We start from the raw sequence: 13,647 nt of genomic DNA, 5'->3' as shown, positions 1-13,647 counted from the left end.
TGACTCCCAAGGGTTGTCTCACGACTCCGAGCGGGTGCCGGATTGGCTTTCGCGCCGCTGGTAGGGGCAGGATGCGTCTCTGGGCGCGTGCACAACGACTTCGCTGTGCCCAACATGCGGCTCCGCCGCGTGGCACGCCGCAACGGCAAGAAGAACACGGGAGTAACAACATGAACCGCAGTGAGCTGGTGGCCGCGCTGGCCGACCGCGCCGAGGTGACCCGCAAGGACGCCGACGCAGTGCTGGCCGCGTTCGCCGAGGTCGTCGGCGACATCGTCTCCAAGGGCGACGAGAAGGTCACGATCCCCGGCTTCCTGACCTTCGAGCGCACCCACCGTGCCGCTCGCACCGCCCGCAACCCGCAGACCGGCGACCCGATCCAGATCCCGGCCGGCTACAGCGTCAAGGTCTCCGCGGGCTCGAAGCTCAAGGAAGCGGCAAAGGGCAAGTGACCTTGCCGTCTACGCCTCACCGGCCTCACGGGACGGTGTACGGCGCGTAGGCAACGTGATGGGGCGGCACCCGGTCTTCCGGGTGCCGCCCCATCGTTGTGCCCTGACAACGGCCTGGAACGTCGGCCGGGCCGGTGTGTGCCGGCCCGGCGCGGACGGGTGCTAGCCCAGTGCCTTCCCCGGCAGCTCGACCTTCGCGCCGAGCTCCACGAGCTTCTCCATGAAGTTCTCGTAGCCGCGGTTGATGAGGTCGATGCCGTGCACCCGGGAGGTGCCCTGGGCCGCGAGGGCGGCGATCAGGTACGAGAAGCCGCCGCGGAGGTCGGGGATGACCAGATCGGCGCCCTGGAGCTTCGTGGGGCCGGACACGACCGCCGAGTGCAGGAAGTTGCGCTGGCCGAAGCGGCAGTTCGAGCCGCCCAGGCACTCGCGGTACAGCTGGATGTGGGCGCCCATCTGGTTGAGCGCGGAGGTGAAGCCCAGGCGGGACTCGTAGACCGTCTCGTGGACGATCGAGAGGCCCGTGGCCTGGGTCAGGGCGACGACCAGCGGCTGCTGCCAGTCCGTCTGGAAACCGGGGTGGACGTCCGTCTCCAGCGCGATGGACTTCAGGTTGCCGCCCGGGTGCCAGAAGCGGATGCCCTCGTCGTCGATCTCGAAGGCGCCGCCCACCTTGCGGTAGGTGTTCAGGAACGTCATCATCGAGCGCTGCTGGGCGCCGCGGACGTAGATGTTGCCCTCGGTCGCCAGCGCCGCGGACGCCCAGGAGGCGGCCTCCAGACGGTCCGACAGGGCGGCGTGGTTGTAGCCGCCGAGCTTGTCGACGCCGGTGATGCGGATCGTGCGGTCGGTGTCCATCGCGATGATGGCGCCCATCTTCTGGAGCACGCAGATGAGATCCTCGATCTCCGGCTCCACCGCCGCGTTCGAGAGCTCGGTGACGCCCTCCGCCAGGACGGCCGTCAGCAGCACCTGCTCGGTCGCGCCGACCGACGGGTACGGCAGCACGATCTTCGTGCCGCGCAGCCGCTGCGGGGCCTCCAGGTACTGGCCGTCCTCGCGCTTCTCGATCTTCGCGCCGAACTGCCGCAGCACGTCGAAGTGGAAGTCGATGGGCCGGCCGCCGATGTCGCAGCCGCCCAGGCCCGGGATGAACGCGTGGCCGAGGCGGTGCAGGAGCGGGCCGCAGAAGAGGATCGGGATCCGGCTCGAGCCCGCGTGGGCGTCGATGTCGGCGACGTTGGCGCTCTCCACGTAGGTCGGGTCGAGCACCAGCTCGCCCGGCTCCTCGCCCGGCCGGACCGTCACACCGTGCAGCTGGAGCAGGCCGCGTACGACCCGCACGTCACGGATGTCCGGAACATTGCGCAGCCGACTCGGCTCACTGCCCAGCAGGGCGGCGACCATGGCCTTGGGTACGAGGTTCTTCGCACCGCGGACACGGATCTCGCCCTCGAGCGGGGTGCCGCCGTGGACAAGCAGTACGTCGTCAGAGCCGTTGACGGTCATGTATCTCGCGTTCCATGGATGGTGGATTGGGGCAAGGGCCGTTGGTGTCGGGGGCAAGGCCAGATGAGACAGAGTAATCGCCGTCGCCCCCTGTCCTGTAAGCCCAGGGACCACCCAGCTACGTCATAGCTGTGTCACAACACGAACGGTTTCCCACCGGGCACATGGGGTCACCGCCGGTCGCTCCCGCGAGCCCGTGCGCCCGGACCGCGCCCGTGCGCGTCCCGTGTGCCCGCATTGCCTCCCCACTTCGCGGGAAGATGCGGGATCATGTCTGGCATGACCGAGGTGTCCTCGCTCACGGGGCGGCTGCTCGTGGCAACCCCCGCCCTGGCGGACCCGAACTTCGACCGTGCGGTGGTGCTCCTTCTCGACCACGACGAGGAGGGCTCCCTCGGTGTCGTCCTCAACCGGCCCACGCCGGTGGGCGTGAGCGACATCCTGGAGGGCTGGGCGGATCTCACCGGTGAACCCGGCGTCGTCTTCCAGGGCGGCCCGGTGTCCCTCGACTCGGCCCTCGGGATCGCCGTCATCCCGGGCGGCGCGGCCGTCGACGGCACCCCGCTCGGCTGGCGCCGGGTGCACGGCGCGATCGGCCTCGTCGACCTGGAGGCCCCGCCGGAACTCCTGGCCTCGGCCCTCGGCTCCCTGAGGATCTTCGCCGGTTACGCCGGCTGGGGTCCGGGGCAGCTGGAGGACGAGCTGGGCGAGGGCGCCTGGTACGTCGTGGAGTCCGAACCGGGCGACGTCTCCTCGCCGTCCCCCGAGAGACTCTGGCGCGAGGTGCTGCGCCGCCAGCGCAGCGAACTCGCGATGGTGGCGACCTATCCGGACGACGCTTCGCTCAACTGACGGGTGTGAGCTTCGGGACCCGGCTTCAGTACCCTTGGCGCCATGAGCACTCTTGAGCCTGAGACCCAGCCCCAGCGAGGCACTGGGACGGGAACCCTCGTAGAGCCGACGCCGCAGGTGTCGCACGGCGACGGGGACCACGAGCGCTACGCCCACTACGTCCAGAAGGACAAGATCATGGCGAGCGCCCTCGACGGGACGCCCGTCGTGGCGCTGTGCGGCAAGGTCTGGGTGCCCGGCCGCGACCCGAAGAAGTACCCCGTCTGCCCCATGTGCAAGGAGATCTTCGAGTCCATGGCGGGCGGCGGGGACGACAAGGGCAAGGGCGGCGACAAGAAGTAGCCGTAGGGACCCGTAGGGGCCCGTAGGGACTTGCGAGGCCCCCGGGGCGCGATGAGCGCGCCTCGGGGGCCTTTGCCGTCTTGTGCGGCCTTTGTCGTTGCGCGGGGTGCGTCAGCTGGTCACAGAGTGGTTGAGACCTCTTGTCGGCGTGTTCATGTAGTCCCTAGCCTCCGTGGTGTTGTGCAGAGCGAAACACCCATTGCGTATGTTGCAACGCTCGGAGGATCGCGCCATGAAGCTCCCCACCCGGCTCGCCGCGCTCGCGGCCGCCGCCCTGGTCGTCACCGCCTGCGCCCCCCAGACATCCGACAACTCCTCTTCCGACACGGACGACAAGGCGGGCACCCTGCGCGTCTGGCTCTTCCAGGAGGTCGGCAACCAGCCCAAGGAGCGGGTCGTCGACTCGGTCGTCACCGCCTTCGAGAAGGCCCACAAGGGCGCGAAGGTCGACGTCGAGTACATCCCGGTCGACACCCGCGCCCAGCGCGTCAAGGCCGCGTTCAACGACCCCGGCTCCGCTCCCGACGTCATGGAGTACGGCAACACCGACACGGCCGGCTACGTCCACGACGGCGGACTCCTGGACGTCACCGAGGACTTCGGCGACTGGAGCGAGGCCAAGTCGACCGACCCCACCGCCAAGCAGTCCGTCACCGTCGACGGAAAGCTCTACGGCGCCCCCTTCTACGTCGGCGTCCGCGCCCTCTACTACCGCACGGACGTCTTCGAGGAACTCGGTCTGCGGGTCCCGAGGACCATGGCCGAGCTGGCGACCACCGCCCGGAGGATCCGCGCCGCGAAGCCCGATCTGTACGGCCTGGTCGTGGGCGGCGCCTACACCTACGGCGCGATGCCGTTCGTGTGGGCCAACGGCGGCGAACTCGCCACCGGCAAGAGCGGCTCGTACGCCTCCGGCATCGACAGCGCGGCCGCCCGGAAGGGCATCACCGCGTACACCTCCCTCTTCTCCGACGACAACTGTCCCGCCGCCAAGTGCGCGGGCATGGGCGGCAACGACACCATCACCGCGTTCGCCGCGGGCAAGGCGGGCATGGCGATCGGCGGCGACTTCAGCCACACGGCCGTGGAAGCAGGCAAGGTGAAGGGCGAGTACGCCGTCGTCCCGCTGCCGGGCGTGACGTCCGGCTCGATCGCCCCGGCCTTCGCGGGCGGCAACAACATCGGCGTCCTGAAGAGCACCTCGCACCGCACCCTCGCCGTCCAGCTGATGGAGGCCCTCGCCGCCAAGAAGACCCAGGCCGCGCTGTTCGACGCGATGGGCTTCCTGCCCACCTTCACGGACGTCCGGGACCAGGCCGCCACGAAGGAACCCTTCGTGAAGCCCTTCGTGCAGACCCTGACCGCCGGGACCAGGTTCGTGCCCGCGTCACCCGCGTGGTCGCAGATCGACTCGTCCCTCGTCCTGCCGACGATGTTCCAGGAGGTCGTCAGCGGCAAGAAGGACGTGGCCGCGGCTTCGGCGGAGGCGGCGAAGAAGATGGACGCCGCGTTCGGCAGCGTGGGCTGAACCGGTGACCGTGACCGACACGGCGGTCGTGGAGAAGCGCGCTACGCCCTCCGCGCCGCCGGTACGAAGGAGGCGGAGCCCGGCCGGCCCGACCCCCTGGCTCTACCTCGCGCCCGCACTCGTCGTGCTCGCCGCGCTGCTCGCCTACCCCGTCTACCAACTCGGCCTGATCTCGCTCTTCCGGTACACCCAGGCCCAGGTCAGCGGCGGGGAGCCGACCGCCTTCCGGGGCTTCGGCAACTACGCGGACGTCTTCTCCGACGACCAGTTCTGGCAGGTGCTCCTGTCGACGGTCGTCTTCGCGGCGGCCTGTGTGATCTCCACCCTCGCCGTCGGCTGCGCGCTCGCCGTCCTCCTCACGCGGGTGCGCGCCGTGCCCCGGCTCGCGCTGATGCTGGCCGCGATGGGCGCCTGGGCGACCCCCGCGGTCACCGGCTCCACGGTCTGGCTGTTCCTGTTCGACCCCGACTTCGGCCCCGTCAACGCGCTGTTGGGCCTCGGCGACCACTCGTGGACGTACGGCCGCTTCAGCGCCTTCTTCCTCGTCCTGCTCGAAGTGGTCTGGTGCTCCTTCCCGTTCGTGATGGTCACCGTCTACGCCGGGATCCGCTCCGTGCCGTCCGAGGTCCTGGAGGCGGCCGCCCTGGACGGCGCCTCGCAGTGGCGGATCTGGCGGTCCGTGCTGGCCCCGATGCTGCGGCCGATCCTCGTGGTCGTCACCATCCAGTCGGTCATCTGGGACTTCAAGGTCTTCACCCAGATCTACGTGATGACGAACGGGGGCGGCATCGCCGGGCAGAACCTCGTCCTGAACGTCTACGCCTACCAACAGGCGTTCGCGTCCTCGCAGTACGGCCTGGGCTCGGCGATCGGCGTCGTGATGCTGCTGATCCTGCTCGCCGTGACGCTGGTGTACCTGCGGCTGCTGCGCCGGCAGGGGGAGGAGCTGTGAAGGGGAGAAGCGTGGGTGCTGTGCGGGGTCCGGTGGCCCGTCCGTGGCGGTTCGCCGCCGAGGCCTGCGCGCTGCTGGTCGCGGTGGTCGTCGCCTTCCCGCTCTACTGGATGGTGCTGGGCGCCTTCAAACCGGCCGGGGAGGTCCGCTCGAGCGAGCCACGCCCGTGGACGCTCGCGCCCTCTCTGGATTCCTTCCGGCGCGTCTTCGGGCAGCAGGAATTCGGCCGCTACTTCCTCAACAGCCTCGTCGTGGCCGGCGCGGTCGTGATCGCCTCCGGGGTGATCGCGTTTCTCGCCGCGACCGCCGTGACCCGATTCCGGTTCCGCTTCCGGACCACTCTGCTGATCATGTTCCTGGTGGCCCAGATGGTGCCCGTGGAGGCGCTCACGATCCCCTTGTTCTTCCTCATGCGGGACTTCGGCCAGTTGAACACCCTGGGGTCCCTGATCCTGCCTCACATCGCCTTCTCGCTGCCCTTCGCGATCTGGATGCTGAGAGGGTTCGTGAAAGCGGTTCCGGAGGCGCTGGAGGAGGCCGCGTACCTCGACGGGGCGAGCCGTGCGCGCTTTCTGTGGCAGATCCTTTTCCCGCTCGTCCTGCCGGGTCTGGTGGTCACGAGCGCGTTTTCCTTCATCTCCGCCTGGAACGACTTCCTGTTCGCCAAGTCCTTCATCATCAGCGACACCTCGCAGTCGACCCTGCCGATGGCCCTGCTGGTCTTCTACAAGCCGGACGACCCCGACTGGGGCGGCGTGATGGCGGGCTCCACGGTCATGACGATTCCGGTTCTGGTGTTCTTCGTACTCGTACAGCGACGGCTGGTCTCCGGGCTGGGCGGAGCGGTAAAGGACTGACATGACCTCACTGATTCCCGTGCCGCGACGCGTCGTCGCCGGCTCCGGCGAGGTGCGGCTGACGGCGCGCTCCCGGCTCTACGCCGGTACCGCGACCGAGGGCGTCGGCCGGTGGCTGCGCGCCGTTCTCTGGCAGGCGACCGGCCTGCCGCTGCCCGAAGGGCGGGAGCTCGACGACACCGACGGGGACGGCATCGGGCTCCAACTGGACCCCGGGCTCGGCATCGAGGAGTACCGCCTCGTCAGCGACAGGACCGGCATCCTCATCGAGGGCGGCAGCGCGGCCGGGGTCTTCCGGGGCGCCCAGACGCTGCGGCAGCTCCTCGGCCCCGACGCGTACCGCAAGGCCCCGCTCGGCGACCGCATCTGGGCCGTGCCGCACGTCACGATCGAGGACGCCCCCCGCTTCCGCTGGCGCGGCCTCATGCTCGACGTCGCCCGGCACTTCATGCCCAAGGACGGCGTCCTGCGCTACCTGGACCTGATGGCGGCGCACAAACTCAACGTCTTCCACTTCCATCTGACGGACGACCAGGGCTGGCGCATCGAGATCGAGCGGTACCCCCGGCTGACCGAGGTCGGTTCCTGGCGGGCGCGCACGAAATTCGGCCACCGGGCCTCACCGCTGTGGGAGGAGAAGCCGCACGGCGGTTTCTACACGCGGGACGACATCCGGGAGATCGTCGCCTACGCCGCCGAGCGGCATATCACCGTGGTCCCCGAAATCGACGTCCCCGGCCACTCGCAGGCCGCGATCGCCGCGTATCCGGAACTCGGCAACACCGACGTCGTCGACACGACCGCCCTCTCCGTGTGGGACACCTGGGGGATCAATCCCAACGTACTCGCCCCCACCGACAACACCCTGCGCTTCTACGAGGGGGTCTTCGAGGAACTGCTGGAGCTGTTCCCCTCGGAGTTCATTCACGTCGGGGGCGACGAATGCCCCAAGGACCAGTGGCGGCGGTCGCCGGCCGCGCAGGCCCGCGTCGGGGAACTCGGACTCGCCGACGAGGACCAGCTCCAGTCCTGGTTCATCCGGCACTTCGACACGTGGCTCTCCGCGCGCGGGCGTCGGCTCATCGGCTGGGACGAGATCCTGGAGGGCGGGCTCGCGGAGGGTGCGGCGGTGTCGTCCTGGCGCGGCTACGCGGGCGGGATCGCCGCCGCGCGGGCCGGGCACGACGTCGTGATGTGCCCCGAGCAGCAGGTGTACCTGGACCATCGGCAGGACGGCGGCGCCGACGAGCCCGTGCCGATCGGGTTCGTGCGCACCCTGGAGGACGTCTACCGGTTCGAACCCGTTCCCTCGGAGCTGACGCCCGAGGAGGCGGAGCACGTGCTCGGCGCGCAGGCCAACCTGTGGACCGAGGTGATGGAGGACCACACGCGCGTGGACTACCAGGCCTTCCCCCGGCTCGCCGCCTTCGCCGAGGTCGCCTGGAGCGCCCTGCCCGACCCGCGGGAGCGGGACTTCGCCGACTTCGAGCGACGGATGGAGGCCCACTACGAGCGGCTCGACGCGCTGGGCGTCGGCTACCGCCCGCCCACCGGCCCCAGGCCGTGGCAGCGGCGGCCGGGCGTCCCGGGGCGCCCGATCGACGGCCCGCCCCCGAACCGGTGATACCGCACGACCTGGACAACCCCCGCCATGGTCACCGAAGAGTGGCAATTCGCCCGCACCGGTGATGCCGTACAAAACGGACCATCTCCTCGATGAGGTGGGCGAATGCCTCCTAGCGGACCCCCGCGTTCGGGTGTTGCGAAGATGTGCCAGAGTTGCCACGTCCGCCCTGTCAGCACGTACCGTACGGCAGCACAGGTGGGACCAGGTGGGGCAGCGGGAAGGGGCAGCCGGTTTTGACCACGCACGCACCGCAGGCGGGGCAGGCCGTCACGCTGCCCACGACGCTGGACGAGGCCGTGGCGGCGCTCGCCGCCATGCCCGCCGCCGTGCCCGTGGCCGGCGGCACCGATCTCATGGCCGCCGTCAACTCGGGACAGCTCAGGCCCACCGGACTGGTCGGCCTCGGCCGCATCAGCGAGATCCGCGGCTGGCAGTACCAGGACGGCCACGCGCTGCTCGGCGCCGGACTCACCCACGCGCGCATGGGCCGACCCGACTTCGCCGCCCTGATCCCGGCGCTCGCCGCGGCCGCCCGCGCCGCGGGCCCGCCGCAGATCCGCAACGCGGGCACCCTCGGCGGCAACATCGCCTCGGCCGCACCCACGGGCGACGCGCTGCCCGTGCTGGCCGCGCTGGAGGCGACCCTGATCATCGTGGGCCCGGGCGGAGCCCGCCGCGAGATGCCGGTGTCGCACCTGCTGGCCGGCATGGAGATGCTGCGCGGCGGCGAGCTCATCGGGTACGTGCGCGTGCCGCTGCTGCACGCGCCGCAGATCTTCCTGAAGGCGACCGGCCGCACCGGACCGGGCCGTGCGGTGGCCTCCGTGGCGCTGGTCCTCGACCCCGCCCGGCGGGGCGTCAGGTGCGCCGTCGGAGCCATAGCGCCGATGCCGCTGCGGCCGCTGGAGGCCGAGCAGTGGGTCGCCCGGCTCATCGACTGGGACAACAGCCGCACCATCGTCCCCGAGGCGCTGACCGCCTTCGGGGAGTACGTCGCCGCCGCCTGCATCCCCGACCCGGTGCCGGGCGTGGACGGCTCCGTACCGGAACTTCCGCCCGCCGTACTGCACCTGCGGCGCACTGTCGCCGCGCTGGCCCGACGAGCACTGGGGAGGGCGCTGTCGTGAGCGACGACCAGCACGGACCCGGACACGGACAGGAAGACGGGCAGGGCCAGGGCGCGCCGCAGGGCGGCGGCCGCTGGGACCCGCTGCCCCAAGGGGACTACGACGACGGCGCGACCGCCTTCGTCAAGCTCCCCGAGGGCGGCATCGACGCCTTCCTGGCCGCCCGCGGCGACAGTCCGCTCGCCGCGCCCGGCCACGGGTACGTGCCGCCGCAGATAGCGGTGGCGCCCCCCACGGACGGCACCGGAACCTGGGCGGCCCCGGCCGGCGGCTCCGACTGGCCCGCCCCGCAGGGCACCCCGCAGACGGTGGGCGACGACCGGTTCACGTACCACCCCGGCGCGACCGGCCAGTGGGCCTTCGAGGACACCTCCGGGTCGTCGGGCGCACCGCGGTCCGCGCCCGGCCACGACGTGACGGGCCAGTGGTCGATCCCCGTCGCGGGCGGCGACCTGCCCGACGAGTCGGGCGAGTTCACCACCTCGGCCCTGGTCGAGCAGTGGGGCGGCACGCCCCCGGCCACCCTGCCCGGCGGCGCGTCCGCGCCCTGGGCGACGGAACCGGCCGGTCCGGCGGACCACGGCGCGAGCGACCGGACGTGGGGGCGGCACCCCGACGAGGCCGACCAGGCCGCGCGGCCCGCGACGGACCTGCCCGCGTTCGGGCACGCGCCGGAGCACGGCCCGGGGGCCGTGGACCCCGACCGGCACCACCCCACCGCCGAGCACACCGGGCAGCACCCGCACCCGACCGGGACGTTCGCCCCGGAGATCTCCGCCGAGGCGTACACGGTGGCCCCGAACGGGCCCCTGGAAGCCGCCGAGCGAGCCGCTCAGCGGGCCGCTGAGGCCGAGCGGAGCGCCGAGGCGACCGAGGACGCCCACCGCGCCCACGAGGCCGCTCACGAGCCCGCTGAGGCCGCCCACGGCCCCGCGGAGCCGCCCGTCGAACCCGGCGCCCCGCACGGAGCCGCACGCGGCCCGGCCGAGGCGCCCGAGGACCGGTCCGCCACCGCGGACACCGCACACGATCCCGAGCCGGACGCGGCCCCCGACACCGCCCCCCCGCGGTCCACCGAGGCCGCCGAGTCCGACGGGCCCGTGGAGCAGGCGGAGGAGACGGACGAGACGGACGACGCCCCGGCGCCGTTCCACGAGGAACACCCCCTCGCCGCCTACACGCTGCGCGTCAACGGCTCCGACCGCCCCGTCACCGACGCCTGGATCGGCGAGTCGCTGCTCTACGTCCTGCGCGAGCGGCTCGGCCTCGCGGGCGCCAAGGACGGCTGCTCGCAGGGCGAGTGCGGGGCCTGCAACGTCCAGGTGGACGGGCGGCTCGTCGCCTCCTGTCTGGTCCCGGCCGTCACCACCGCCGGCAGCGAGATCCGCACCGTCGAGGGCCTGGCCGTCGACGGACAGCCCTCGGACGTGCAGCGGGCGCTCGCCCGGTGCGGCGCCGTGCAGTGCGGCTTCTGCGTGCCCGGCATGGCGATGACCGTGCACGACCTGCTGGAGGGCAACCCCGCCCCCACCGAACTGGAGGCCCGCCAGGCCCTGTGCGGCAACCTGTGCCGCTGCTCCGGCTACCGGGGCGTCCTGCGGGCCGTCAAGGACGTCGTCGCCGAACGCGAGGCGATCGCCGCCGCCGACGCCGAGTCGGACGGCGACGAGGCACGTATTCCGCACCAGGCGGGGCCGGGCGCCGGAGGCGTCCACCCGTCGGCGTTCGAGAACCCTGCACAGCCCCACCCGCATGACCCGGCATACGGGCAGGGCCAGGACGGAGGCCAGGCGTGAGCAACGAGACGGTCACCACGACGACCGCCGTGGACCCGACCCCGGCCTCCGAGCCGATCCCGCACGGCCTCGGCGCCTCCCTGCAGCCCGCCGACGCGCGCGCCAAGACGGAGGGCACCTTCCCGTACGCGGCCGACCTGTGGGCCGAGGGCCTGCTGTGGGCGGCCGTGCTGCGCTCGCCGCACCCGCACGCGCGCATCGTGTCCATCGACACGTCCCACGCGCGGGAGATGCCCGGCGTCCGGGCCGTCGTCACCCACGAGGACGTCCCCGGCCGCATCCTGCACGGCCGCGGCAAGGCCGACCGCCCGGTGTTCGCCTCCGACGTCGTACGCCACCACGGCGAGCCCATCGCGGCCGTCGCCGCCGACCACCCGGACACCGCGCGGATGGCCGCCGCGGCCGTCATCGTCGAGTACGAGGTGCTCGACCCGGTGATCGACCCCGAGCAGGCCTTCGAGGCGGAGGCGCTGCACCCCGACGGCAACCTGATCCGGCACATCCCGCTGCACCACGGCGACCCGTCCGCGTCCGGCGAGGTCGTCGTCGAGGGCCAATACCGCATCGGCCGCGCCGACCCGGCCCCCATCGGCGCCGAGGCCGGCCTCGCCGTGCCCCGTCCCGACGGCGGTGTGGAGCTCTACCTCGCCTCCACCGACCCGCACGCCGACCGGGACACCGCCGCCGCCTGCTACGGCCTCGAACCCGAGCGCGTGAAGATCGTCGTCACCGGGGTGCCCGGCGCCACCGCCGACCGTGAGGACCAGGGCTTCCAACTCCCGCTCGGCCTGCTCGCGCTGAAGACCGGCTGCCCGGTGAAACTCACGGCCACGCGCGAGGAGTCCTTCCTCGGCCACGCCCACAGACATCCGACGCTGCTGCGCTACCGCCACCACGCCGACGCCGACGGCCGGCTGGTGAAGGTCGAGGCGCAGATCCTGCTGGACGCGGGCGCGTACGCCGACACCTCCGCCGAGGCCCTGGCCGCCGCCGTCTCCTTCGCCTGCGGCCCCTACGTCGTCCCGAACGCCTTCATCGAGGGCTGGGCGGTACGCACGAACAACCCGCCGTCCGGCCATGTGCGCGGCGAGGGCGCGATGCAGGTCTGCGCCGCCTACGAGGCGCAGATGGACAAGCTGGCGAAGAAGCTCGGCGTCGACCCGGCGGAGCTGCGGCTGCGCAACGCCATGGCGACCGGGGACGTCCTGCCGACCGGCCAGACGGTGACCTGCCCGGCCCCGGTGGCCGAACTCCTCCAGGCCGTCCAGGAGTTCCCCCTCCCGGCGCTCCCCAAGGACACGCCCGAGGACGACTGGCTGCTGCCCGGCGGCCCCGAGGGCGCGGGCGAACCGGGCGCGGTGCGCCGGGGCGTCGGCTACGGCCTCGGCATGGTGCACATGCTGGGCGCGGAGGGCGCCGACGAGGTCTCCACGGCGACCGTGAAGGTCCAGGACGGTGTCGCCACGGTCCTGTGCGCCGCGGTGGAGACCGGCCAGGGCTTCACGACGCTGGCCCGCCAGATCGTCCAGGAGACGCTGGGCGTCGACGAGGTCCACGTGGCCCCCGTCGACACCGACCAGCCCCCCGCGGGCCCCGGCTGCCGCGGCCGCCACACATGGGTCTCGGGCGGCGCGGTGGAGCGCGCGGCGAAGATGGTCCGCACCCAGCTGCTCCAGCCCCTGGCGCACAAGTTCGGCATGTCCACGGAGCTGCTGCAGATCACGGACGGCAAGATCACCTCGTACGACGGCGTCCTGTCGACGACCGTCACCGAGGAGATGCAGGGCAAGGAACTCTGGGCGACGGCCCAGTGCCGCCCGCACCCGACCGAGCCGCTGGACGCGGCCGGCCAGGGCGACGCCTTCGTCGGCCTTGCCTTCTGCGCGATCCGCGCGGTCGTGGACGTCGACATCGAGCTCGGCTCGGTCCGGGTCGTCGAACTGGCGGTCGCCCAGGACGTCGGCCGGATCCTCAACCCGGCGCAGCTCACCGCCCGCATCGAGGCCGGTGTGACGCAGGGCGTCGGCATCGCGCTCACCGAGAACCTCCGCACGCCGAGGGGCCTGATCCGCCACCCCGACCTCACCGGCTACGCGCTGCCCACGGCCCTGGACGCCCCGGACATCCGGATCGTCAAGCTGGTCGAGGAACGCGATGTGGTCGCCCCGTTCGGGGCGAAGGCCGCCAGCGCGGTCCCGGTGGTGACCTCGCCCGCGGCGATCGCCTCCGCCGTGCGGGCCGCGACGGGCCGCCCGGTGAACCGGCTGCCGATAAGGCCGCAGGCGGCGGTGGTGACGGACCGGTGAGCGAGCCGGAGCCGGACTCCCCGTCGGACTCCCCGCGGTACGAACCCCCGCCCAGCGTGGGCAAGCTGCTGGGCTGGATCCTGCTGTTCGTGGTGGCGGCGCTGGTCGTGGTGCTCGGCGGCGTGTACCTCACCTGAGGGGCGATCGGGCCGGAAAGGGAACCCGCGAGGCCGCCCGGACGTCTGTCAGTGCGGACCGGTGTCGGGTGTGCTGGGTGCTTGTCAGGGTGCAGGGTGCTGTCGCTGGTCAGAGCCGTTGTCAGTGGTGCCGCATAGGCTGCGGAGCAGTGGGACGGCGCA

At 72.0% G+C, this 13,647-nt stretch carries 12 protein-coding genes; 11 read left to right on the top strand and 1 reads right to left on the bottom strand.

The window, feature by feature from the left end:
• Positions 1-170: 170 nt before the first annotated feature.
• The gene (locus ACIRPU_RS36715; RefSeq protein WP_004000874.1) at positions 171-452 is read left to right on the top strand and encodes an HU family DNA-binding protein; all 282 of its coding nucleotides are present in this window, start codon (positions 171-173) and stop codon (positions 450-452) included.
• 162 nt (positions 453-614) lie between these two features.
• On the opposite strand, the gene murA is transcribed toward ACIRPU_RS36715, so the two are convergent.
• Positions 615-1,961 carry a UDP-N-acetylglucosamine 1-carboxyvinyltransferase gene (gene murA, locus ACIRPU_RS36710; protein WP_355701661.1) on the bottom strand — a complete coding sequence of 449 codons (1,347 nt, stop codon included), beginning with the start codon at positions 1,959-1,961 and terminating at the stop codon, positions 615-617.
• A 279-nt stretch (positions 1,962-2,240) separates the two neighbouring features.
• On the opposite strand from murA, the gene ACIRPU_RS36705 reads away from it, so the two are divergent.
• From ACIRPU_RS36705 to ACIRPU_RS36660, 10 genes are all read left to right on the top strand, one after another.
• Complete coding sequence (locus ACIRPU_RS36705) at positions 2,241-2,813, top strand: YqgE/AlgH family protein (protein WP_057600444.1); 573 nt, start codon at positions 2,241-2,243, stop codon at positions 2,811-2,813.
• Between the two features lie 42 nt (positions 2,814-2,855).
• Positions 2,856-3,155 carry a DUF3039 domain-containing protein gene (locus ACIRPU_RS36700; protein WP_078616040.1) on the top strand — a complete coding sequence of 100 codons (300 nt, stop codon included), beginning with the start codon at positions 2,856-2,858 and terminating at the stop codon, positions 3,153-3,155.
• A 232-nt stretch (positions 3,156-3,387) separates the two neighbouring features.
• The gene (locus ACIRPU_RS36695) at positions 3,388-4,683 is read left to right on the top strand and encodes an extracellular solute-binding protein (protein WP_403875192.1); all 1,296 of its coding nucleotides are present in this window, start codon (positions 3,388-3,390) and stop codon (positions 4,681-4,683) included.
• Between the two features lie 28 nt (positions 4,684-4,711).
• Positions 4,712-5,635: a carbohydrate ABC transporter permease gene (locus tag ACIRPU_RS36690; protein ID WP_403875276.1), complete on the top strand. Its 924-nt coding sequence runs from the start codon at positions 4,712-4,714 to the stop codon at positions 5,633-5,635.
• 11 nt (positions 5,636-5,646) lie between these two features.
• Positions 5,647-6,492 (top strand): carbohydrate ABC transporter permease, encoded by an 846-nt coding sequence (locus tag ACIRPU_RS36685; protein ID WP_403875190.1) that lies wholly within the window; start codon positions 5,647-5,649, stop codon positions 6,490-6,492.
• Between the two features lies 1 nt (position 6,493).
• Positions 6,494-8,116, top strand: coding sequence for a beta-N-acetylhexosaminidase (locus ACIRPU_RS36680; protein WP_403875188.1), 1,623 nt, complete (start codon positions 6,494-6,496; stop codon positions 8,114-8,116).
• 236 nt (positions 8,117-8,352) lie between these two features.
• The gene (locus ACIRPU_RS36675) at positions 8,353-9,246 is read left to right on the top strand and encodes an FAD binding domain-containing protein (RefSeq protein ID WP_355701659.1); all 894 of its coding nucleotides are present in this window, start codon (positions 8,353-8,355) and stop codon (positions 9,244-9,246) included.
• Positions 9,243-11,042 carry a 2Fe-2S iron-sulfur cluster-binding protein gene (locus ACIRPU_RS36670; protein WP_403875186.1) on the top strand — a complete coding sequence of 600 codons (1,800 nt, stop codon included), beginning with the start codon at positions 9,243-9,245 and terminating at the stop codon, positions 11,040-11,042. The genes ACIRPU_RS36675 and ACIRPU_RS36670 overlap by 4 nt, the downstream gene beginning before the upstream one ends.
• Entirely contained in the window at positions 11,039-13,348 is a 2,310-nt protein-coding gene (locus ACIRPU_RS36665) for a xanthine dehydrogenase family protein molybdopterin-binding subunit (protein WP_403875184.1), read from the top strand. Before ACIRPU_RS36670 ends, ACIRPU_RS36665 begins: the two co-directional genes overlap by 4 nt.
• Positions 13,345-13,485 carry a hypothetical protein gene (locus tag ACIRPU_RS36660; RefSeq protein ID WP_403875182.1) on the top strand — a complete coding sequence of 47 codons (141 nt, stop codon included), beginning with the start codon at positions 13,345-13,347 and terminating at the stop codon, positions 13,483-13,485. The genes ACIRPU_RS36665 and ACIRPU_RS36660 overlap by 4 nt, the downstream gene beginning before the upstream one ends.
• Positions 13,486-13,647: the final 162 nt, after the last annotated feature.

This window comes from Streptomyces sp. NPDC102259, from assembly GCF_044766465.1.
In the GTDB taxonomy this organism is placed as follows: domain Bacteria; phylum Actinomycetota; class Actinomycetes; order Streptomycetales; family Streptomycetaceae; genus Streptomyces.
Note: the sequence above shows the minus strand (reverse complement) of the source record. Positions and strands in the feature narration are given on the sequence as shown.